This is a genomic window from Polaromonas sp. P4_F4 (genome assembly GCF_056401355.1).
In genome coordinates, this window is sequence record NZ_JBFUJO010000006.1 from 86842 (window position 1) to 105915 (window position 19074).

General features: G+C 64.8%; 19 protein-coding genes. 9 read left to right on the top strand and 10 right to left on the bottom strand.

The window, feature by feature from the left end; genetic code table 11:
- Window positions 1-35: 35 nt before the first annotated feature.
- The 5 genes from phnY to AC1DUR_RS08745 all read left to right on the top strand — a co-directional run bounded on the left by phnY (window position 36) and on the right by AC1DUR_RS08745 (window position 8055).
- Entirely contained in the window at window positions 36-1502 is a 1467-nt protein-coding gene (phnY, locus tag AC1DUR_RS08725; protein WP_477718506.1) for a phosphonoacetaldehyde dehydrogenase, read from the top strand.
- 142 nt (window positions 1503-1644) lie between these two features.
- Window positions 1645-2772 carry an alanine dehydrogenase gene (gene ald, locus AC1DUR_RS08730; RefSeq protein WP_477718507.1) on the top strand — a complete coding sequence of 376 codons (1128 nt, stop codon included), beginning with the start codon at window positions 1645-1647 and terminating at the stop codon, window positions 2770-2772.
- A 3-nt stretch (window positions 2773-2775) separates the two neighbouring features.
- On the top strand, window positions 2776-4173 hold the full coding sequence (locus AC1DUR_RS08735; RefSeq protein ID WP_477718508.1) for an FAD-dependent oxidoreductase: 1398 nt from the start codon (window positions 2776-2778) through the stop codon (window positions 4171-4173).
- Between the two features lie 191 nt (window positions 4174-4364).
- A complete protein-coding gene (phnD, locus tag AC1DUR_RS08740) occupies window positions 4365-5366 on the top strand; it encodes a phosphate/phosphite/phosphonate ABC transporter substrate-binding protein (RefSeq protein ID WP_477721525.1) in 1002 nt (333 codons plus the stop codon).
- Window positions 5367-5412: 46 nt separating this feature from the next.
- Window positions 5413-8055, top strand: a complete 2643-nt coding sequence (locus tag AC1DUR_RS08745) for an ABC transporter permease (RefSeq protein WP_477718510.1) — start codon at window positions 5413-5415, stop codon at window positions 8053-8055.
- A gap of 106 nt (window positions 8056-8161) precedes the next feature.
- On the opposite strand, the gene AC1DUR_RS08750 is transcribed toward AC1DUR_RS08745, so the two are convergent.
- Window positions 8162-8305, bottom strand: a complete 144-nt coding sequence (locus AC1DUR_RS08750) for a hypothetical protein (RefSeq protein ID WP_477718511.1) — start codon at window positions 8303-8305, stop codon at window positions 8162-8164.
- On the opposite strand from AC1DUR_RS08750, the gene AC1DUR_RS08755 reads away from it, so the two are divergent.
- Window positions 8304-8519 carry a hypothetical protein gene (locus AC1DUR_RS08755; RefSeq protein WP_477718512.1) on the top strand — a complete coding sequence of 72 codons (216 nt, stop codon included), beginning with the start codon at window positions 8304-8306 and terminating at the stop codon, window positions 8517-8519. The two genes, AC1DUR_RS08750 and AC1DUR_RS08755, sit on opposite strands and share 2 nt — an antisense overlap.
- Before the next feature lie 112 nt (window positions 8520-8631).
- Window positions 8632-8886 carry a hypothetical protein gene (locus AC1DUR_RS08760; protein WP_477718513.1) on the top strand — a complete coding sequence of 85 codons (255 nt, stop codon included), beginning with the start codon at window positions 8632-8634 and terminating at the stop codon, window positions 8884-8886.
- 132 nt (window positions 8887-9018) lie between these two features.
- Here the strand turns inward: AC1DUR_RS08760 and AC1DUR_RS08765 are convergent, their stop codons facing one another.
- Entirely contained in the window at window positions 9019-9456 is a 438-nt protein-coding gene (locus AC1DUR_RS08765; RefSeq protein ID WP_477718514.1) for a universal stress protein, read from the bottom strand.
- Window positions 9457-9574: 118 nt separating this feature from the next.
- Between AC1DUR_RS08765 and AC1DUR_RS08770 the strand changes: the two genes are divergently transcribed.
- Window positions 9575-10672: a lipocalin-like domain-containing protein gene (locus AC1DUR_RS08770; RefSeq protein ID WP_477718515.1), complete on the top strand. Its 1098-nt coding sequence runs from the start codon at window positions 9575-9577 to the stop codon at window positions 10670-10672.
- A 16-nt stretch (window positions 10673-10688) separates the two neighbouring features.
- Here the strand turns inward: AC1DUR_RS08770 and AC1DUR_RS08775 are convergent, their stop codons facing one another.
- The 5 genes from AC1DUR_RS08775 to AC1DUR_RS08795 all read right to left on the bottom strand — a co-directional run bounded on the left by AC1DUR_RS08775 (window position 10689) and on the right by AC1DUR_RS08795 (window position 13334).
- Window positions 10689-11249, bottom strand: coding sequence for an RBBP9/YdeN family alpha/beta hydrolase (locus AC1DUR_RS08775; protein WP_477718516.1), 561 nt, complete (start codon window positions 11247-11249; stop codon window positions 10689-10691).
- 195 nt (window positions 11250-11444) lie between these two features.
- A complete protein-coding gene (locus AC1DUR_RS08780; RefSeq protein ID WP_477718517.1) occupies window positions 11445-11732 on the bottom strand; it encodes a DUF1330 domain-containing protein in 288 nt (95 codons plus the stop codon).
- A 203-nt stretch (window positions 11733-11935) separates the two neighbouring features.
- Window positions 11936-12364, bottom strand: coding sequence for a hypothetical protein (locus AC1DUR_RS08785; protein ID WP_477718518.1), 429 nt, complete (start codon window positions 12362-12364; stop codon window positions 11936-11938).
- A 106-nt stretch (window positions 12365-12470) separates the two neighbouring features.
- Window positions 12471-12857: a RidA family protein gene (locus AC1DUR_RS08790; protein WP_477718519.1), complete on the bottom strand. Its 387-nt coding sequence runs from the start codon at window positions 12855-12857 to the stop codon at window positions 12471-12473.
- A 246-nt stretch (window positions 12858-13103) separates the two neighbouring features.
- Complete coding sequence (locus tag AC1DUR_RS08795) at window positions 13104-13334, bottom strand: hypothetical protein (protein ID WP_477718520.1); 231 nt, start codon at window positions 13332-13334, stop codon at window positions 13104-13106.
- 160 nt (window positions 13335-13494) lie between these two features.
- Here AC1DUR_RS08795 and AC1DUR_RS08800 point away from each other — a divergent pair, with 160 nt between their 5' ends.
- On the top strand, window positions 13495-14403 hold the full coding sequence (locus AC1DUR_RS08800) for a LysR family transcriptional regulator (protein WP_477718521.1): 909 nt from the start codon (window positions 13495-13497) through the stop codon (window positions 14401-14403).
- 29 nt (window positions 14404-14432) lie between these two features.
- Here the strand turns inward: AC1DUR_RS08800 and AC1DUR_RS08805 are convergent, their stop codons facing one another.
- The 3 genes from AC1DUR_RS08805 to AC1DUR_RS08815 form a co-directional block, all read right to left on the bottom strand.
- A complete protein-coding gene (locus tag AC1DUR_RS08805; RefSeq protein ID WP_477718522.1) occupies window positions 14433-16001 on the bottom strand; it encodes a DHA2 family efflux MFS transporter permease subunit in 1569 nt (522 codons plus the stop codon).
- 105 nt (window positions 16002-16106) lie between these two features.
- A complete protein-coding gene (locus tag AC1DUR_RS08810; protein WP_477718523.1) occupies window positions 16107-17498 on the bottom strand; it encodes an EmrA/EmrK family multidrug efflux transporter periplasmic adaptor subunit in 1392 nt (463 codons plus the stop codon).
- A gap of 96 nt (window positions 17499-17594) precedes the next feature.
- Complete coding sequence (locus AC1DUR_RS08815) at window positions 17595-19034, bottom strand: efflux transporter outer membrane subunit (RefSeq protein WP_477718627.1); 1440 nt, start codon at window positions 19032-19034, stop codon at window positions 17595-17597.
- Between the last annotated feature and the right edge of the window lie 40 nt (window positions 19035-19074).

A 19074-nucleotide genomic window follows, 5' to 3' on the forward strand; every position in this document is an offset into this window, starting at 1 on the left:
TCGAACCGCCACAGAAACAGAAACAAGGAACCAACATGTCTGCCGTACTTGCCGATGCCCCCTCCCAGGCACTTCCTTCCCGGGTGCTGTATGAATCGCTGCGCATTGCCGGTGAAAAAGTTTCGCGCGACCGCGTCATCGAGGTGAAACACCCTTACAACGGCAAGATCGTCGCGACCGTGCCCAAGGCCACGCTGGACGATGTCCGGCGTGCGCTGCGCATTGCGCGCGACTACCGTTCCACGCTGACCCGCCACGACCGCTACCGCATCCTGATGAAAGCCGGCGAGCTGGTCGCCCAACGCCGCGACGAGATTGCGCGCCTGATCACGCTGGAATCGGGCCTGTGCCTGAAGGACACGCAGTATGAAGTCGGCCGCGCTTCCGATGTGATGCTGTTCGCGGCCAACCAGGCGCTGGTGGACGACGGCCAGGTGTTCTCGTGCGACCTGACGGCGCACGGCAAGAGTCGCAAGGTCTACACGCTGAAAGAGCCGCTGCTCGGCGCCATCACCGCCATCACCCCGTTCAACCACCCGCTCAACCAGGTGATCCACAAGATCGCGCCGGCGGTAGCCACCAACAACCGCGTGGTGCTCAAGCCCAGCGAGAAAACGCCGCTGGCGGCCTACCTGATTGCCGACATCCTGTACGAGGCGGGCCTGCCGCCGCAGATGCTGTCGGTCGTGACCGGCGATCCGGCCGAGATCGCCGACGAGCTGCTGACCAGCCCCGACGTGGACCTGGTGACATTCACCGGCGGCGTGGCCATTGGCAAGTACATCGCCGGCAAGGCCGTCTACAAGCGCCAGATTCTCGAGCTCGGCGGCAACGATCCCATCATCGTGATGGACGATGCCGACATCGAGGAAGCGGCCACCCTGGCGGCCAGCGGGTCGTACAAGAATTCGGGCCAGCGCTGCACCGCCATCAAGCGCATCCTGGTGCAGGAGAGCGTGGCCGACCGCTTTGTCGAGCTGCTGGTGGAAAAAACCCGGGCGCTGAAGTACGGTGACCCCTTTGACCCGGCCATGGACATGGGCACCGTGATCGACGAGCCCGCCGCGATCCATTTTGAAAAGGTGGTCAACGAGGCCATCGCCCAGGGCGCGAAGCTGCTGGTGGGCAATGTGCGGCGCGGCGCGCTGTATTCCCCCACCGTGCTGGACCATGTGCAACCCGGCATGACCGTGGTCAGGGAGGAAACCTTCGGCCCGGTGTCGCCGGTGATCCGCTTCAAGACACTGGATGAAGCGATTGCCATCGTCAACGGCACGGCCTATGGCCTGTCGTCGTCGCTCTGCACCAACCGGCTCGACACCATCACCCGCGTGGTGCAGGAGCTGCATGTAGGCAGCATCAACGTGCGCGAGGTGCCCGGCTACCGCCTGGAAATGACGCCCTTCGGCGGCATCAAGGACTCGGGGCTGGGCTACAAGGAAGGTGTGCTTGAAGCGATGAAGAGTTTTTGCAACACCAAGACCTACTCGCTACCCTGGTAAGCCGCAGCCGCCGCTTATCCCTGCCCTTACCCGTGCCCTTATCTGTGCCTCTGCCTTTACCCCTTCTTTTAGCCCCTTCTTGCTTTATTGCTTTTATTGCCTTATTACTTCATTGACTTCATCGATCCAGGAGACAAACACCATGCTCATCGGAATTCCCAAGGAAATCAAGAACCATGAATACCGCGTGGGCCTGACACCGTCGTCCGTGCGTGAGCTGGCGGCGGCCGGCCACCGCGTGATCGTGGAGCGCAACGCAGGCTCCGGCATCGGTGCCAGCGACGCCGAGTACGAAAAGGCGGGTGCCGGTATTGTCCAGGGTGCTGATGAAGTGTTTGCGCGCGCCGACATGGTGGTGAAGGTCAAGGAGCCGCAAGCCTCGGAGCGCGCGCAGCTGCGGCCGGGCCAGTTGCTCTTCACTTACCTGCATCTGGCGCCCGACCCGCAGCAATGCAAGGAACTGGTTGACAGCGGCGCGGTCTGCATCGCCTACGAAACCGTGACCCAGGCCGGGGGCGGCTTGCCTTTGCTGGCGCCGATGTCCGAAGTCGCCGGCCGCATGTCGGTGCAGGCGGCCGCGCACAGCCTGGAGCGGGCCCATGGCGGCCGCGGCATATTGCTGGGAGGCGTGCCCGGTGTGGCGCCGGCCAAAATCGTGATCCTCGGCGCGGGCGTTGTCGGCTCCAATGCTGCACAGATCGCCGTGGGCACCGGTGCCCAGGTGGTGGTGATAGACCGCAGCCTCGATGCGCTGCGCCGCATGGACCGCCTGCTGGGCGCGCGTGTGATCACGCTGTTCTCGAATCGGGACAACATCGAGGAGCAGGTGCTGTCGGCAGACGCCGTGATCGGCGGTGTGCTGATTCCCGGCGCGGCCGCACCCAAGCTCGTGTCGCGCGAGCTGCTGTCGCGCATGAAGCCGGGCTCGGTGGTGGTTGATGTGGCCATTGACCAGGGCGGCTGCTTTGAAACCTCGCACGCCACCACCCACGCCGACCCCACCTACGTGGTGGACGGCGTCGTGCATTACTGCGTGGCCAACATGCCGGGCGGCGTGCCGCGCACCTCCACCTACGCCCTGAACAACGCCACCCTGCCCTTTGTGCTGGCCCTCGCGAACAAAGGGTGGCGGCAAGCGCTGAACGATGACGCGCACCTGCGCAACGGCCTCAACGTCGCTGACGGCAAGGTCACCTGCCTGGAGGTGGCAAATGACCTGCGCTACACCTACCATGCCCCGCAAACCCTGCTGGCCCTGCTGGCGGCCTGAGCGATGGAGCAACGCCCTTACTGGCTATCGCAGGCGCTCGCTACCGACGATGGCGGCCCGGCCCCGGCGCTGGCGAGCGACACACGCGCCCAGCTGTGCATCATCGGCGGCGGCTTCACCGGCCTGTGGACCGCCATCCTCGCCAAGCAGGCCAGGCCCGAACTTGATGTGGTTGTGCTGGAGGCCGATGTCTGCGGCGGCGGCGCCAGCGGACGCAATGGCGGCTGCGCACTGACCTGGTCGACGAAGTTCTTCACCCTGCAGCGGCTGTTCGGTGACGCCGAAGCCGTGCGCCTGGTGCGCGCTTCCGAGCAGGCGCTGCTGGATATCGAGGCGTTTTGCGCCGAGCACAGCATCGACTGCGAATGGCGGCGCCACGGCACGCTGTTCACCGCCACATCGGCTGCGCAGCTCGGGGCCTCCGATGCGGTGGTGGCCGCGCTTGAAGCGCACGGCATCAATTCCTGGCAGAAGATGCCCCCGCACGAGTTGCAGCGCCGCGCCGGATCCCGCGCCCACCTCGAGGGCTGGTACTCGCCGGTGGCCGCCAGCGTGCAGCCCGGCAAGCTGGTGCGCGGGCTGCGCAGGGTGGCGCTCGGCCTGGGCGTGCGGCTGCATGAAGGAACGCCGATGCAGGGCCTGGAAGAGGGCTCGCCCCCGGTGGTTCGCACGCCGCACGGCAAGGTCACGGCCGACCGCGTGGTGATTGCGATCAACGCCTGGATGGCCAGCAGCTTCCGCGAGTTCGAGCGCAGCATTGCCATCGTGTCCAGCGACATGGTGATCACCGAGCCGGCCGCGGCCGCGCTGGCCGCCTCGGGCCTGGACGGCGGCATCTCGGTGCTCGACTCGCGCATCTTTGTGCACTACTACCGCAGCACGCCGGACGGCCGGCTGATGTTCGGCAAGGGCGGCAACACCTTTGCCTACGGCGGGCGCATGCTGCCCGTCTTCAACCAGCCCTCGCCCTACCGCGAGGAGCTGACCGGACGCCTGCGGGGCTTCATCCCGGAACTGGCCGGCACGCCGGTTGCCGCCAGCTGGAACGGTGCCTCCGACCGCTCGGTCACCGGCCTGCCCTTCTTCGGCTGCCTGCGCGGCCGCCCCGACGTGTTCTACGGCTTCGGCTACTCGGGCAACGGCGTCGGCCCCAGCCGCATGGGCGGCGAGCTGCTGTCCTCGCTGGCGCTGGGACTGGACAACGAATGGACGCGCAGCCCGCTCATTCGCGGACCGCTCGGCCGTTTTCCGCCGGAGCCGATCCGCTACGTCGGCTCGCTGATGGTGCGCAATGCCATCCGGCGCAAGGAAGCCGCCGAAGACAGCGGACGACGTCCCTTTCTGCCCGACGTGATGCTGTCGCGCTTCGCCGCGGCAGCCGGCAAGGCGGACAAAGCCTGAGCCACCGCCCCGGCGCTGCTCCGTTGATTCCGGCAGCGCTGGAGTTTCAGTTCCAGTCGAAGCCGCTCAGTTGAAGCCGCACACCCGGTCGTTTGCCAACGCTGGCCGCTTGCTTTTGCCCATCCCGGCACTCACCCCCCACTCACCACTCACCACTCACCACTCACCACTCACGACAGGAGTTTCCCCGGATGAAAAACCATCTCCCTGCCCTCGTCATGCTGAGCCTCATGCTGCTGGGCTCGCTCCCGACCGCCTACGCCGCAGACGCGCCAGCCCCGCTCACCTTGGGCATCATCGCAGCAGGCGCCACCGAGGAGCAGACACTGGAGATATGGAAGCCCCTGACAGACGCGCTCTCCAAAGAACTCCAGACGCCCGTGCGCGCAGTCGCCTCGAAGAACTATGCGGACATTTCCACCGGCATCAAGGAGGGCCGGATCCAGGTGGCGTGGATCAACAACAAGCTGGCGGTCGAGCTGGTGGAGACAGAGCAGGCGCAAATCTTTGCCCAGATGGTCAGGCTCGACAAGACCCGGGGCTACAAGTCGGTACTGATCGTGCCGAAAAACAGCCCTGTGCGTAACATGGGCGATGCGCTCGCCCAACCCGGCACGTATACGCTGGGCCTGGGCGCAAAAAATTCCACGTCGGGCTACCTGGTGCCCTACTACTACGTGTTCCAGAAGGCAAAGATTGACCCGGCGAAACATTTCAAAACCGTCACCTACGGCACGCACCGCGAAAACTTTCTCGCGGTGGCCGAAGGCCGGGCTGACCTGGGCACCAACAACACCGAGGATTTGCCCCGGTTCCAGGCCGAGCTGCCGGAGAAGTTCGAGCAGGTCAAGGTCATCTGGGAGTCGCCCCTGATCCCCAACGACCCGCTCATGTACCGCAAGGACCTGCCCGCCGCCACACAACAGCGCGTCAGGAAGTTTTTTATCGCCTACGGGAAAACCGGGGCGGAAAAGGCCACGCTCAAGAGCATCAATGGCTTGTCGGGCTTTATCGCCTCCTCCAACCACCAGTTGCGCCCGATTGTGGAACTGGAACTGTTTGATGCCTTGACCAAGGCCATGGTGGGCGGCTCCGGCGCTTCGGGCAATTTCAGCAGTGTGATGGACCAACTGACCAAACGCGCAGCACGCCTGGACACCCTGTTGAACGCCACACGCTTTGACGCCAACTAACAACCTGGCGCTTTGATCGAAGGGCATCCCTCACAATGCAGGAACTGTGTTCGCCCTTTTGCAAACATTCTCCTGGAAGGAACTGCGCTACCACCCATGGCGCAACGGCGCCGCCGTGGTCGCCGTCATGCTGGGCGTGGCCCTGGCGTTTTCGGTGCACCTGATCAATGCTTCGGCGCTCAGCGAGTTTTCCCAGGCCGTGCGCGCCGTCAACGGCCAGCCTGACCTGGAACTGCGGGCTGTGCAGGGCGGCTTTGATGAAGCGCTTTACCGGCAGGTGGCCAACCATCCCCAGGTGGCACTCGCCAGCCCGGTGCTGGAACTGGCCACCTACGCACTGGGCGGCAAGGGAGAGCGGCAGGCCCTGCGCATCGTCGGCGTCGATGCACTGGTGGTGGCCGGCATTGCCCCGGCGCTGATGCCGGTTCCGGCTTCGGATGCCGCGGTCGCGGCGACGGACCGTTTTGCGCTGTTTGCGCCGGACACGATTTTTCTCAATCCCGCCGCCCGCCAGGTGTTCAAAGGCGCCCAGTTGCAACTGCAAAGCGGCCTGCAATGGAAAAGCGTCACGGTCACCGGCAGCGTGAGCACGGGCGGCGGCCCGCTGGGCGTGATGGACATCGCCGCCGCACAGGACCTGTTTGGCAAGGGCGGCCAGCTGTCGCGAATTGACGTGCGCCTGAAAGCCGGCAGTGATGCGGCAAGCTTCGCCGCCTCGCTGCAGCTGCCGCCCCACATCACCGCGACCGCCCCCGGGGACGCCGCGCAACGCGTGAGCAACCTGTCGCGCGCCTACCGGGTCAACCTGACCGTGCTGGCGCTGGTGGCCCTGTTCACCGGTGCGTTTCTGGTGTTCTCGGTGCTGTCGCTCAGCGTGGCCAAGCGCGCCCAGCACTTCGCACTGCTCGGCGTGCTGGGCCTGACGGGCCGCGAACGCCTGCGGCTGGTGCTGGCTGAATCGCTGCTGCTGGGCTTGGTGGGCAGCGCCGCGGGCATTGCGCTGGGCAGCGCGCTGGCCGATCTGGCGCTGCGTCTTCTGGGCGGGGACCTGGGTGGCGGTTATTTCGCCGGTGTCGCCCCCACCCTGCAGTGGAACGGCTGGGCAGCCCTGGTCTATGGCGCGCTCGGCGTGGCGGCGGCCGGCGTGGGCGGCTGGTGGCCGGCGCGCACCGCCCAGCGGTTGCCGCCGGCACAAACCCTCAAGGGGCTGGGACTGGCCACCGGCGCCGGCTCTGCGCGCTGGTTGAGTGTCATGTTGATAGCTGCCAGCGCCCTTCTGGCAATGGCGCCGCCGGTATTTGGCATTCCGCTGGCGGCTTACCTGTCTGTCGGCGCCTTGCTGGTGGGCGGCATCACCGCCCTGCCCTGGCTGATTGCGCTGCTGTATGGCAGGCTCAGCCCCTGGGTGGCCCACCGCCTGCTGCCGCTGCTGGCCGTCGAGCGCGCGCGCCGTGTGCGCGAAAGCGCGGCCGTGGCCGTCAGCGGCGTGGTGGCGTCGCTAAGCCTGGCCGTGGCGCTGACCGTGATGGTGGCGAGTTTCCGCGACTCGGTCACGCACTGGCTGGACGTGGTGCTGCCCGCCGACCTGTATGTGCGCACGGGTCTAGGCGGCCCGGCCAGCGACACCGCCTATTTCCCGCCCGGCTTTGTCGAGGCGCTGGCCCGCCTGCCCGGCGTGGCGCGCGTGAGCGCCCTGCGCACCAGGCAGTTGCTGCTGGACCCGGGAAAACCAGCCGTCACCCTGATTGCGCGCGCTATCGGCGATGCGGCCACCACGCTGCCGCTGGTGGGCAGCCCGCTGCCGGTGCCACCCGGGCATGCGGGCATCTATGTCAGTGAAGCGATGGTGGATCTGTATGGCGCCCGGCCGGGCAGCGTGTTTCTTCCACTTTCACAGGCTTTTGGCGCTTACACCCCGGAAAACCGGGCACCACCAGCTCCCGATTCGCCTGCAAACTCAACCCGCCCGGCAGCTCCGGGTGCCGCGCCATTTACCGCGCCATTGGCCACGTCATTTGCCACGCCATTTTTTGTGGCCGGCGTCTGGCGTGATTACGCGCGCCAGTTTGGCACGATCGTGATGGCGCAGCAGGACTTTGAGCGCCTGACCGGCGACCGGCGCGTCAACGACGTGGCGCTGTGGCTGAACGGTGATGTGGGCGAGGCCCAGGTGCAGCAGGCAGTACGCCGGCTGGCCGAGCAGCAGCCGGGAGCGGGCACCCTGCTGGAGCTGGCGTCCGTCAGCCAGCTTCGCGCCATCTCGCTCAGGATCTTTGACCGCAGTTTTGCAGTGACCTACTGGCTGCAGGCCGTGGCGATTGCCATCGGGCTTTTTGGCGTGGCCGCGAGCTTCAGTGCACAGGTTCTGGCACGCCGAAAGGAATTTGGCCTGCTGGCGCATCTGGGTTTGACCCGGCGGCAAATCCTGACGGTGGTGGCGGGCGAAGGAGCGGCCTGGACGGTGGTCGGCGCGCTGGCTGGCCTGGCGCTGGGCCTGGCGGTGTCCACCATACTGGTTCACGTGGTCAATCCGCAAAGCTTTCACTGGACCATGGACCTGATGCTGCCATGGCTGCGGCTGCTGGCCCTGTGCGCGGCGGTCGTGGTGGCGGGCACGCTGACCGCCTGGCTGGCGGGGCGGGCGGCGGCTGGCAAGGATGCCGTGCTGGCCGTCAAGGAAGACTGGTAGCCCGCCGGGTAGTCCGTCCCTGGCAGCCCTGCGGCCGCCGCGCCGGCCGCGCCCTCGCCGTCTGGCGACGGCTAATTCACCTTTGCAGGTGCATGCCCGTTTTCTTTTATTTACGCTCGTCACAGTTCTGACGCTGAATTGTCATCATGGCATCGCCTGATGCCTTCACAATGGCGGTGATGCGCAGGTTTTCATACCTTTGAGTCTTGTCTGGTTTTGAGATGGTTTTAATTGAGGAGGTCTTCGTCATGTCGTCCGCCCAATTCCGCATTGAAAGCAGAGACCCGCTCAGCGGCAGCCTGCTGCCGTGTTCGTCGTTCAAGCCGCTGTACGGGAACTGCTCGCTGGCGGTCGCCGTGGCAGTCAAAAGCGTGGCCGATCCGACGCGCCAGCAAGTCCGGGTCATTCATGTGCCCAGCGGCGAAATTGTTTTCCAGACTGCGCCGCCGGGCCAGAGCGCGTAAAACCCAAAAGACCGGACCGCAAAATTCGGGTGCACAACACCGCCAACAGGGGTAGCATGCGGGCATCTGCTAGCGCATGCAGATCAAGCTGTTGGCTTTTAGGAGGTGTGCAATGAACATCCTGTTTGCGGCAATTGTTCTGGCCCTGCTGTGCCTGCTGGTCATCTGGCTGGTGCCGAACTGGGACGCGCTGAGTGCGCAACTGAATGCCTATTTTTCAGGCCCTCCCCAGACCCGGGCCGCCGTGGCCAGAATCCAGCCGGCGCCGCCACCGCGATCGCGCAAACACCTCCATGACGACCAGCCGGCAAGGCCGCAAACCGGCCAGCGCCACACTGTGGTGCCCCACCAGGCGCGGGGCCGCTAATTCCATTTCCAAATCAAACGTGCACTTTGTCGGCCCGCCTTGCCGTGCTATAGCACTGTCTGCGGCGAGCCTTCGCGTTCACGCTTGATTTGGAAACGGGATAAGGCGGCGCGGAGCCGCAGACCCAGCGGCTCAATGAATGATGACCACGAGCACACTGCAGGGTGCGTGCTCGATCAGCGATTTTGAAACCGAGCCGCGCCACCAGCGGGCAGCCCACCCGTCCAGATGCTTGTGGCCCACCACGATCAGGTCGGCCTCTATCTTTTTGGCATATTTGGTGATTTCATCCACGGTTTCACCGAGTAGCACTTCCCCACGAGCCTGGTAGCCGGCGCTGACCAGCTGGTTCAAGCCTTCGTCCAGAATGGCCTGGTACTTTTCTTTCTCCTGCTCGGCAAGGCCGCTGTCATAAATGCCGCCTTCGACGCCCATCACCTGCATGTAGAGCGGTGTGACGGCAATCAGGTTTACTGATGCCTGGCTCCACTGCGCAATTTCCCGACAGTCCAGCAAGGCCTTTTGCCCTGACTTGGAGCCGTCGTACGCCAGCAAAATCCGCTTGTACATGGTGCACCTCCTGACTAGAGTGACTCGTGCAGTTTCAAGCATAGACCTTCCAGTGGCTCCATGCAACTACGCCGCCCGGCCGCTGCCACGCCAGGCGCACTGCTGCGAGAATCAAGACATGAGCCCTCCCACGACGCCCGCCTGCATCACGCACGGCATGCCGCGGCGCCGCTTCCTGCTGGCGACCGGCCTGGCGGGCCTGGCCTGGACCGGGCCGGCGTGCGCCTTACCGCTGAGAGCAATGCAGTTTCCGCGCGACTTCGGCTCGCACCCGGACTTTCGCACCGAGTGGTGGTACATCACCGGGCACGCGACCGCAGGCGGCGGGCGGGAGTTCGGTTTTCAGCTCACATTTTTCCGCTCACGGGTTGAGGGCACCCAGGGCATGGCGTCAAGGTTTGCGGCCAGGCAACTGCTCTTCGCGCATGCGGCCATCACCGACGTGCAGGGCAAAAAGCTCTGGCATGACCAGCGCATTGCGCGTGACGGCTTTGGCGTGGCTTTTGCCAGCGAAGCGGACATGCACATCAAGCTGCGCGACTGGTCGCTGCAGGGCCAGGCCAGCCGCTACAGCGCGGAGTTGCCGGCTTCAGACTTTGCCCTGAAGCTGCAATTTGAAGAAACCCAGGCCGTGCTGCTGCAAGGCAGGCAGGGGCTTTCGCGCAAAGGGCCGCAGGAACAGCAGGCAAGTTACTACTACAGCCAGCCGCAGCTGGCCACCCGCGGGAAATTGGAACTCAAGGGCCAGGTGTTTGACGTCACGGGCAAGGCCTGGCTGGACCATGAGTGGAGCGAGGAACTGCTGCATCCCGGCGCGACCGGCTGGGACTGGATAGGCATGAACCTGGACGATGGCAGCGCCCTCACCGCCTTCCAGCTGCGGCACAAGGACGGCAGTGCGCTATGGGACGGCGGCTCGTTCAGGTCGCCGAAAGCCGGGCTGCACACCTTCAGCCGGGGTGAAGTGATTTTCAAACCCGTGCGCAGCTGGAAGAGCCCGCTGACGCAAACGACCTACCCGGTCGAATGGATAGTCCGCACACCCGCCGACTTTTACACCGTCAGGGCCGTGATAGACAACCAGGAACTCGACAGCCGGCTGTCAACCGGCGCGGTGTATTGGGAAGGCCTGAGCGAGCTGATCGACAGCAACGGCAAACGCGTGGGCCGCGGCTACCTGGAGATGACGGGTTACGCACAGCGGCTTCGGCTGTAGCGGGCCGGCGGTGAGGTCATCCGACGCAGGCCATGAACTGGCCGAACCAGACCAGCCCTTGCGGCCAGAGACCGAGCTTTTCCGCCGATCCGATATGGCCCAGGGATCCGACGTCGATGAGGCGCGAACCCCAGGCGGTCGCGAAGGCTTGGGCCCGCTCGAAAGTGACGCGGTCATCGTTGCGACTGGCAAGCACGACAGACGGAAACGGAAGCCGATTCATGATGATGGGGTCAAAGCCGCGCATAAACTGCCCGGGCGTTCCGGCGAGTCGGTCGATGTCGGACGTAGCGACCAGAAAGGCCCCGGCTACCGCCTCGGTGTCCGCCTCCTGCGACCAGCGGGTGGCCAGCGCCGTCCCAAGACTGTGGGCGACCAGCAAAACGGGCCGCTCGCAGCGGCTGACGGCCTCGGTGAGCCGGCGGGACCAATCCGCGTAGACGGGCGCCTCCCAGTCGTCCTGCTCGACACGGTGCATGTTGGGGAACGCCGCTTCCCAGTGCGTCTGCCAGTGATCGGGCCCCGAGTTGTGCCCGCCAGGCAGTATCAGAATGTCAAAGTCGTTGATATCACGCATTCCGGGCTCCTTTCGCTGAAGCGGGAAAGGCACACATCAAGGTGGTACGCCGTCACGGGGCACCTCCACCTTGCGTTGGTCGTTGGTCGTTGGTCGTTGATATTGGGGAGCTCACTTGGGCCACAGCCTGCACGCTTTGTTGAACGTCGCTAAACATGCTTACACGTCGTTCAAGGCCGGTACGGAGGGTTCGGGCTAGCAGCCTTCAACGGCAATGAGATGATCGGTTGCTGCCGGTTGACGCATGGCGAGCAGGGGCGCGTACTCCGGCGAGTGATACCAGGCCTTCAATACCTGCATGCTCGGGAACTCGATCACCACGAGGCGCTGCACCGGAAGATTCCCCTCGAGAAGTTCGTGGTGACCGCCGCGCACCAGAAACCTCCCGCCAAACTTTGCAACCAAAGGCGCCACTTGTCGCTTGTATTCGTCGTAGATCTGAGGGTTGGTGATGTGGGTGTCGGCAATGAGGTAGGCAGACATGATTTTTCTCCCGAAAGAAGGCCATACATCGTGCGGCAAACCGGGTTGGCTGTCCAGCGTGGCTGCCCACGGGTTGATACACCGTTGCGTTGAATGCTGTACCTGATACTGGCTCAGTGCTACTCAGCGCTCATCGACAATCGGGCACGTCCCTCCCGCGGCATGCCCGCTCAGTCGGGGACGATTCGAGCTGTTGCACCGAATCAGGGTTGAGCCCTTTGGCATTGGGCCTTGTTTTCGAACCAGTAGGCAACATTACCTGCGACAACGATGGGCCCGGAAACCACCACCGAGGCTGCAGTGAAGATGCCGGCGCCAACAACGAGGGCGATGCAAGCTTCGTTGGCGCAGCTATGGATGGCCGCCACCTGGACCTCCTGCAGGACCATGTGGTTGGACACCCTCTGGCACTCGGGGTCGAAGACCTGCGTCGTTCGGGGTACATACACACAGCCTTGCAGGACAACGGCGAGGCCGAGGGTGAGGGCGAGAGTGGGCAGTTGCAGGATTCGATACTTCAACACGGAGTGATTTTCTGCGGCCTGCCGCAATGCCTGCCGCAAAACCTGCGGAATTTGACCGTATAGGTGAAACCTGCGCCACATCTGTGCCACGTTTTGCGCTTGCTTCATGTCGCAGCAGCTTCATGTCGCACCAGCGCAGGAAGCACCGTCGCCGGAAAAAAGAATCGAATGCCGCGCCCGACTGCGTGGAGCATGCCAGAAAACAGAAAACGGGTCAGGCGGTGACTCTGGCTATGACGTCGATCTCCACCAGCGCGCCCAGCGGCAAACGGGACACTTCAACACATGACCGGGCAGGAAATGCACTCGGAAAGTACCGGGCATAGACCGCATTCACTGCGGCAAAGTCGTCCATGTTCGTCAAATACACCGTGGCACGGACGACTTGCCCGAGACTGGACCCGCCGGCCTTCAGAATGGCCTCGATGTTGCTTAAAGCGCGGTCTGCCTGCGTCGCCGCATCCTGCCCAACGATTTTCCCGGTTGAAGGATCCAGTGCGACCTGGCCGGATGTCCAGATCCAGCCATCAAGAACTAACCCCTGCGAATAAGGGCCTACAGGGGCTGGCGCCTCGTCGGTCCGCACAATTGTCTTGCTCATGGCTACCTCCGCACAAACTGGTCGGGGAAGACAAACGGCTCAAAGAGCCGCGTTCATGACGCCTCGGGGAGGGTCATCACGAGCATTATTCCCATTCCGGCGCGCATCGCCAAGATGCGTTCGCAGGCGGCCTGAGTCCGGCCCGAACACCGTCACCGGCACTTGAGCTACAACGGGAAGGAAGGCAGGAAGGTGCGCAAAGGCCGGCCAGCGGCACCATGCGCGGTCAGAAACGGCGGAAAACGTTCAGTAATCTGCGCGCATCAGGCGGCGAGCGCGGGCGCCCATGTTGCGCTGGATACGGTCAGACAGCCAGGGATGGGCCTGGCTGGCATCGCGCTGGCGTGGCGCCAATGCAACAAGCAGGCCCTTATTGATCAGTTGCACGACCTTGTGGACGAGCAAGGAAGCCGACGGCTGGCCCAGAGGCGCATGGTCGACCGAGGCATTGCTGGCGAAAAGTACGGTACGGTTCATGGAAGTTCCTTTCTGGTGGGCATGAGGGCAACGGGGCGTTGCCGGACAGGGGCCACATCGCAATTATAGGGTTTACCATTAAAAAATAAGATGACTTATATTGCTTTTCAATGCATAAAATTTGCTTTATATAGCCATTTCCCGGCGCTGGAGCCCCTCTGTGGATATCAACCTCGCCCGCACTTTCCTCGAGATCGTCTCCTGCCACAGCTTTGCCCAGGCCGCCGAACGCCTGCATGTCACCCAGACCGCGATCAGCGCGCGGGTGAAAACGCTGGAGGAGCTGCTGGGGCGCACGCTCTTCGTGAGAAACCGCGCCGGGGCATCGCTGACGTCGGCCGGTGAGCAGTTCGTTCGCCATGCCATGACGATGGTGCAGGTCTGGGAGCGGGCCCGCCAGCAGATGGCGGTGCCGCCGGGGCGCCGCGCGCTGGTCACGGTGGGCTGTGAAATCAGCCTATGGGATCCGCTGATGCTCGACTGGCTGCTCGGGATGCGCGACAGCGCGCCGGATCTCGCGCTGCGCGCAGAGGTCGGCGTCGCGGAGGATTTGCTGGAGCGCGTAGCCAACGGTACGCTGGACATCGTCATCGCCTATGCACCGCGGCAGCGGCCCGGCCTGCGGATCGAGCTGCTGATCGAGGAAAAGCTGGTGCTGGTCACGACGACCCCCGGCGCCCAGGCGCCGCAGGCGGCCGACTATGTGTACGTGGACTGGGGCAGCGAGTTTGCCGCGCAGCACAGCCTGGCCTTTCCCGGGCTTTCGAGCGTCGGCGTGTCGTCCAGCCTGGGGCCGCTGGGACTGGGCTACCTGCTTACCGTCGGCGGGGCGGGCTATTTCCGGCAAAACGTCGTGCGTAGCCACCTGAAGGAAGGACGACTGCACCGGGTGCCCGGGGCGCCCGAATTCCTGTACCCGGCTTACGCCGTTTATGCGGCAGACGCAGACATGGCAGTGCTGGAACCCGCCCTGGCCGGCCTGCGGCAGGCCGCCAAAGGCGCCGTGGGCAACCAGCAGGCGGCCCGGCCTTCAAAAACGGGAAATGTCGGGAAGGCCGGGGAAGCCTGAAAAAAGTGGCCGTTGGCCCATGTCGTTCCTCAATGCGCCCCCGCCGCAGCATCCGAACTCCCTGCCCCGGCCTTGGCGTGCCGCGTCAAATACACCAGCGGAATCAGCAACAGGAAAATCAGCGCGGACACATAGAACACATCATTCGCCGCCAGCATGTAGGCCTGCTGGTCCACCAGGCGATTGATGGTGCCCAGCGCCTGGTCGGGCGTCAGCCCGGCCCCGGCCAGGCCCGTCAGTGCACTGTTGGTAGCGGTGCTGCCCTGGTTGACGTATTCGCTGATCTGGGCATGGTGCATGGCCGCGCGGTCTTGCCAGATCGTGGTGGCGATTGAGGTGCCGAAGGAGCCCGCCGTGATGCGCACGAAGTTCGACAGGCCCGAAGCCGCCGGAATCTTCTCGGGCGAGATGCCCGACAGCGTGATGGTGACCAGCGGGATGAAGAAGAAAGCCATGGCCACACCCTGGATGATGGTGGGTATCAGGATGGTGTTGAAATCAGCCTGGGTGTTGAAGTTGGAACGCATCCACAGCACCAGCGCGAAGACCACGAAGGCAAAAGCCGCGAAGCGGCGCGGGTCCACCCTGGCGATGTTTTTGCCGACCAGCGGTGACAGCAGCAGAGCCATGGCCCCCACCGGCGCCATCACCATGCCAGCCTGTGTGGCGGTGTAGCCCATGTACTGCTGCAGCCACAGCGGGAGCAGCACCACGTTGCCAAAAAAGAGGCCGTACCCCACCGACAGCGCCACCGCGCCTGCCCAGAAGTTGCGCCGCTTGAACAGCGTCAGGTCAACCACCGGATGCTCTTCGGTGAGTTCCCAGATGACGAAGGCAATCAGGCCCACCAGCGAAACAATGCCCAGGGCCACCACTTCACCGGAGTGAAACCAGTCGAGCTCCTTGCCCTTGTCGAGCATGATCTGCAGCGCACCCACCCAGATCACCAGCAGCGCCAGGCCGACCGAGTCGATCGGCAGCTTGCGGGTCACGCTTTCGCGCTTCCTGAAGATGCTCCAGGTGATGAAGGCCGCGCCAAAGCCCACGGGAATGTTGATGTAAAAAATCCAGGGCCAGGAAATGTTGTCGGTGATCCAGCCGCCCAGCAGCGGCCCCATGACAGGCGCGACCAGCGTGGTCATGGACCAGAGCGCCATGGCCAGCCCCGCCAGCGCCTTGGGGTAGCTCGACAGCAGCAGTGACTGCGACAACGGAATCATCGGGCCCGCCACCAGCCCCTGCAGGACACGAAAGAAGATCAGCGTGGTCATGTTGGGGGCCAGGCCGCACAGCCATGACGTGAGCACAAACAGCATGACGCTGGCCGTGAACAGGCGCACCTGGCCGAACCGCTGCGACAGCCAGCCGGTGAGCGGCACGGCGATCGCGTTGGCCACGCCAAAGCTGGTGATGACCCAGGTGCCCTGGTTGGGACTCACGCCCAGGTCGCCGGCAATGGCCGGCAGGGAGACGTTGGCAATCGACGTGTCGAGCACGTTCATGAAGGTGGCGGCCGACAGCGCCAGCGTGCCCCACAGGCGGGCAGAGCCCGTCAGCGGCGGCGGCTGGATGTAGGCAGGGGCAGGTGCTGAAGCCATGAAAACCCAATGAGTAAGCAGCAGGAGCAGGACAAGGCAGGCCGTGGAGGTTGCGCGCCGTGCGGAGCTGCGGGAAATAACAGGGGAACGGGGCTCGAACGGGGCTTAGTGCGCCTGCCGCTGCGCCGCGCGGCTGCTGGCAACCGACAGCGCCTGCGTGAATGGCAGGCCCTGCGCTTCGCTGCCGATCTGATCCGCCGTGGGGGCATCGCCCGGTGGTTGGGCCGACGTGCCGACGGCGGCGGCCTTGGCCGGTTTGAGCGCCTTGCCGCTGTTGGCCGCAATCACGCGCCGCACATCCGCATTGGCGGCGTCGTCCTGCCTGCCATAGGTCTGCGTGTGCGCCTGGGCCGCATCGCGCGGCGCGTCGGCCAGCGTTTTGCCATCCTTGTGGCTGACGTCGACTTCCGCGTCCATCGACAAACCCACCCGCAGCGGGTTGTCGGCCAGTTGCCTGGCGTCGAGCGCAATGCGCACCGGCACGCGCTGCACCACCTTGATCCAGTTGCCGGTGGCGTTTTGCGCCGGCAGCAGCGAAAAGGCCGCGCCCGTGCCGACACCCAGCCCCGCTACCGTGCCTTTGTATTGGATTTTTTTGCCATACAGGTCGGCCACCAGCGTCACCGGCTGGCCGATGCGGATATTCCGCAATTGCACTTCCTTGAAGTTGGCATCCACCCAGACCTGGTTGAGCGGAATGATGGACATCATGGGCGTGCCGGCCGCCACGCGCTGGCCGAGCTGCACTGTGCGCTTGGCCACGTAGCCGTCCACCGGAGCGAGCAGGCCGGCGCGCTGTGTGGCGAGGTAGGCCTCGCGCACCTTGGCGGCGGCCACCTGCACGCTGGGGTGCTGCTCGATGCTGGTCCCCTCGGTCAAGGCCTGGTTGCTGGTGAGCTGCTCGCGCGCGGCCACCACGCCGGCTTGCGCTGCTGCCAGCGCGCTTTTGGCGTTGGCCAGCTGCGTCTGCGCGTGGTTGAGTTCTTCTTTCGACACGGCGCCGTTGCCGGTGAGCGACTGGCGGCGGTTGAGGTCATCGGTGGCGCGGGCAATATCGCTGCGGGCCCGGGCCACGTCGGCGTCACGCAGCGCAATCTGGGCGGCCAGCGTGCCGTTGTTGGCGTAGAGCGTGCGCACCTGGCGCACCGCCTGGGCCAGCGCGGCTTCGGCCTGGTCGAGTGCCACTTTGGCGTCGGCCGGATCGAGCTGCACCAGCGTCTGGCCGGCCTTCACGAAGTCGGTGTCGTCGGCCATGATGGCCATGACGGTGCCGCCGATCTGCGGCGTGATCTGGATCACGTTGCCTTGCACGTAGGCGTTGTCGGTCGACTCGTAATGGCTGGCCACGAGGTACTCGTAGGCGGCCCAGCCCAGGCCGGCGACCAGCACCACGCTGGCCAGCGCGGTCAGCGCTTTCTTGCGCCGGGGGTTGCCGGCGGCCGGTTGCAAGGGTGCGTCAGAAGAAGCTGCGGATGGCGAGGATTCTGGAGTTGTCATGATGTTCCTGATCAATTAAGTCAATTAGGTCTATTAGGTCAACTAGGTCAACCAGGCCTCTGGCCCAACAAACACGGACGAAAGAAGCTACGGGTTTTATAGCGCTCGGGTAGCGATTACTGACGTTGGCGTGTAACCGCCACCCAGTGCGCGCATCAGCGCCACCTGCGTGTCCAGCGCGCGGGCGGCCAGGTCAACCGCCAGGCGGCGCTGGGTCAGCACGCTGGTTTCGGCCGTCAGCACATTGAGGTAGTTGCCCAGGCCAGCCTGGTAACGCTGCACGGCAATTTCATAAGCGCCCTCTGCGGCCTCCTGCGCGGAACGCTGCTCGGCCTGCTGACGGCCAATGGCCTGCGATGAGGCCACCTGGTCGGCCACGTCACGCACCGCATCAATCACGGCGGCGTTGTAGCTTTCGACGGCGGCATCAAGGTCGGCGGTCTTGCCGCGCAGGTTGGCGCGCAACCGGCCCGCATCAAAAATCGGCAGGCGCAGCGCCGGGCCTACGCCCCACTGCTGGCTGCCGGCGTCAAGCAGACGGCCCAGGCCAATGCTGGAAAAACCGGCAAAGGCAACGAGGTTGATATTGGGATAGAACTGTGTCTTCGCATTCACCACGTCTTTGGACGCGGCTTCGACACGCCAGCGCGCGGCGGCAATGTCGGCCCGGCGGCCTAGCAGGTCTGCCGGAATGGTCGGCGCCAATGCTACAGTTTTAATAGCTGCCAGTGCGGTTGGATTCTGGGCCAGGGCGCTGCCGGTTTGCCCAACCAGGGCCGCCAGCGCGTTGCGCGTCAGGGCGATCTGCTCCTTCACCGTCTCCAGTTGCAGGCGCGCCTCCGGCAGGCCGCCCTCGCTCTGGCGCAGCTCGAGCCGGGTGTCGAGCCCGGCAGCGACGCGGTCCTGCACCAGCTTGAGGGTTTCTTCCCGCTGCGCCAGCGTGCGGCGCGCAACAAAGGCCTGCTCGTGGAGGCGAGCCAGCTGAAAGTAGCTGCGGGCTACATTGCTGGCAAGCAGCACGCGCGCGGCCTGTGCGTCGGCCTCGGCCGCATGGGCGCTGCCCAGGGCGGCATCCAGTGCGGCGCGGTTTTTTCCAAAGAAATCAAGTTCCCAGCTGGCGTTGAGCTGAACCGTGCCGCTGTCGCGGATGGCGCCCGCCAGCGGTGGGGGCACCGCGCCGTTGGCGGTGTAGCGCTGGCGTGTCAGGTCGATCTGGCCATTGAGCTGCGGCAAGGTGGCGGCATCCGCCACTTCCATCACGGCCTGGGCCCGTGCCAGGCGGGCCTGTGCAAGCTTCAGGCTGGGGCTGCTTTGCAGCGCCTGGGCAATCAGGCCATTGAGTTGCTCGTCGCCAAAGTCGCGCCACCACTCGGCGGCGACGCCTGTCTGCCCTGCTGCCGCATCGGCGTTCAGGCCCAGCGAAGGCGCATCGCGCAGGCTGGACTGCGGCGCGATGCCGGACATGTCGGCGCAGCCGGTGAGGCCCGTGGCCATCAGGCTCGCGGCCACCAGGCCGGCCGCCGTCACCAGGGCCATGCGCACGGACGCATGCCAGAGCGGCAAACGCTTTGACCTG

Bases quoted from the DNA above. Each gene is read 5' to 3' on its own strand.
- phnY (WP_477718506.1), top strand. From the start codon at position 36: ATGTCTGCCGTACTTGCCGATGCCCCCTCCCAGGCACTTCCTTCCCGG.
- ald (WP_477718507.1), top strand. From the start codon at position 1,645: ATGCTCATCGGAATTCCCAAGGAAATCAAGAACCATGAATACCGCGTG.
- AC1DUR_RS08735 (WP_477718508.1), top strand. From the start codon at position 2,776: ATGGAGCAACGCCCTTACTGGCTATCGCAGGCGCTCGCTACCGACGAT.
- phnD (WP_477721525.1), top strand. From the start codon at position 4,365: ATGAAAAACCATCTCCCTGCCCTCGTCATGCTGAGCCTCATGCTGCTG.
- AC1DUR_RS08755 (WP_477718512.1), top strand. From the start codon at position 8,304: ATGTCGTCCGCCCAATTCCGCATTGAAAGCAGAGACCCGCTCAGCGGC.
- AC1DUR_RS08750 (WP_477718511.1), bottom strand. From the start codon at position 8,305: ATGACGAAGACCTCCTCAATTAAAACCATCTCAAAACCAGACAAGACT.
- AC1DUR_RS08760 (WP_477718513.1), top strand. From the start codon at position 8,632: ATGAACATCCTGTTTGCGGCAATTGTTCTGGCCCTGCTGTGCCTGCTG.
- AC1DUR_RS08765 (WP_477718514.1), bottom strand. From the start codon at position 9,456: ATGTACAAGCGGATTTTGCTGGCGTACGACGGCTCCAAGTCAGGGCAA.
- AC1DUR_RS08770 (WP_477718515.1), top strand. From the start codon at position 9,575: ATGAGCCCTCCCACGACGCCCGCCTGCATCACGCACGGCATGCCGCGG.
- AC1DUR_RS08775 (WP_477718516.1), bottom strand. From the start codon at position 11,249: ATGCGTGATATCAACGACTTTGACATTCTGATACTGCCTGGCGGGCAC.
- AC1DUR_RS08780 (WP_477718517.1), bottom strand. From the start codon at position 11,732: ATGTCTGCCTACCTCATTGCCGACACCCACATCACCAACCCTCAGATC.
- AC1DUR_RS08785 (WP_477718518.1), bottom strand. From the start codon at position 12,364: ATGAAGCAAGCGCAAAACGTGGCACAGATGTGGCGCAGGTTTCACCTA.
- AC1DUR_RS08790 (WP_477718519.1), bottom strand. From the start codon at position 12,857: ATGAGCAAGACAATTGTGCGGACCGACGAGGCGCCAGCCCCTGTAGGC.
- AC1DUR_RS08795 (WP_477718520.1), bottom strand. From the start codon at position 13,334: ATGAACCGTACCGTACTTTTCGCCAGCAATGCCTCGGTCGACCATGCG.
- AC1DUR_RS08805 (WP_477718522.1), bottom strand. From the start codon at position 16,001: ATGGCTTCAGCACCTGCCCCTGCCTACATCCAGCCGCCGCCGCTGACG.
- AC1DUR_RS08810 (WP_477718523.1), bottom strand. From the start codon at position 17,498: ATGACAACTCCAGAATCCTCGCCATCCGCAGCTTCTTCTGACGCACCC.
- AC1DUR_RS08815 (WP_477718627.1), bottom strand. From the start codon at position 19,034: ATGGCCCTGGTGACGGCGGCCGGCCTGGTGGCCGCGAGCCTGATGGCC.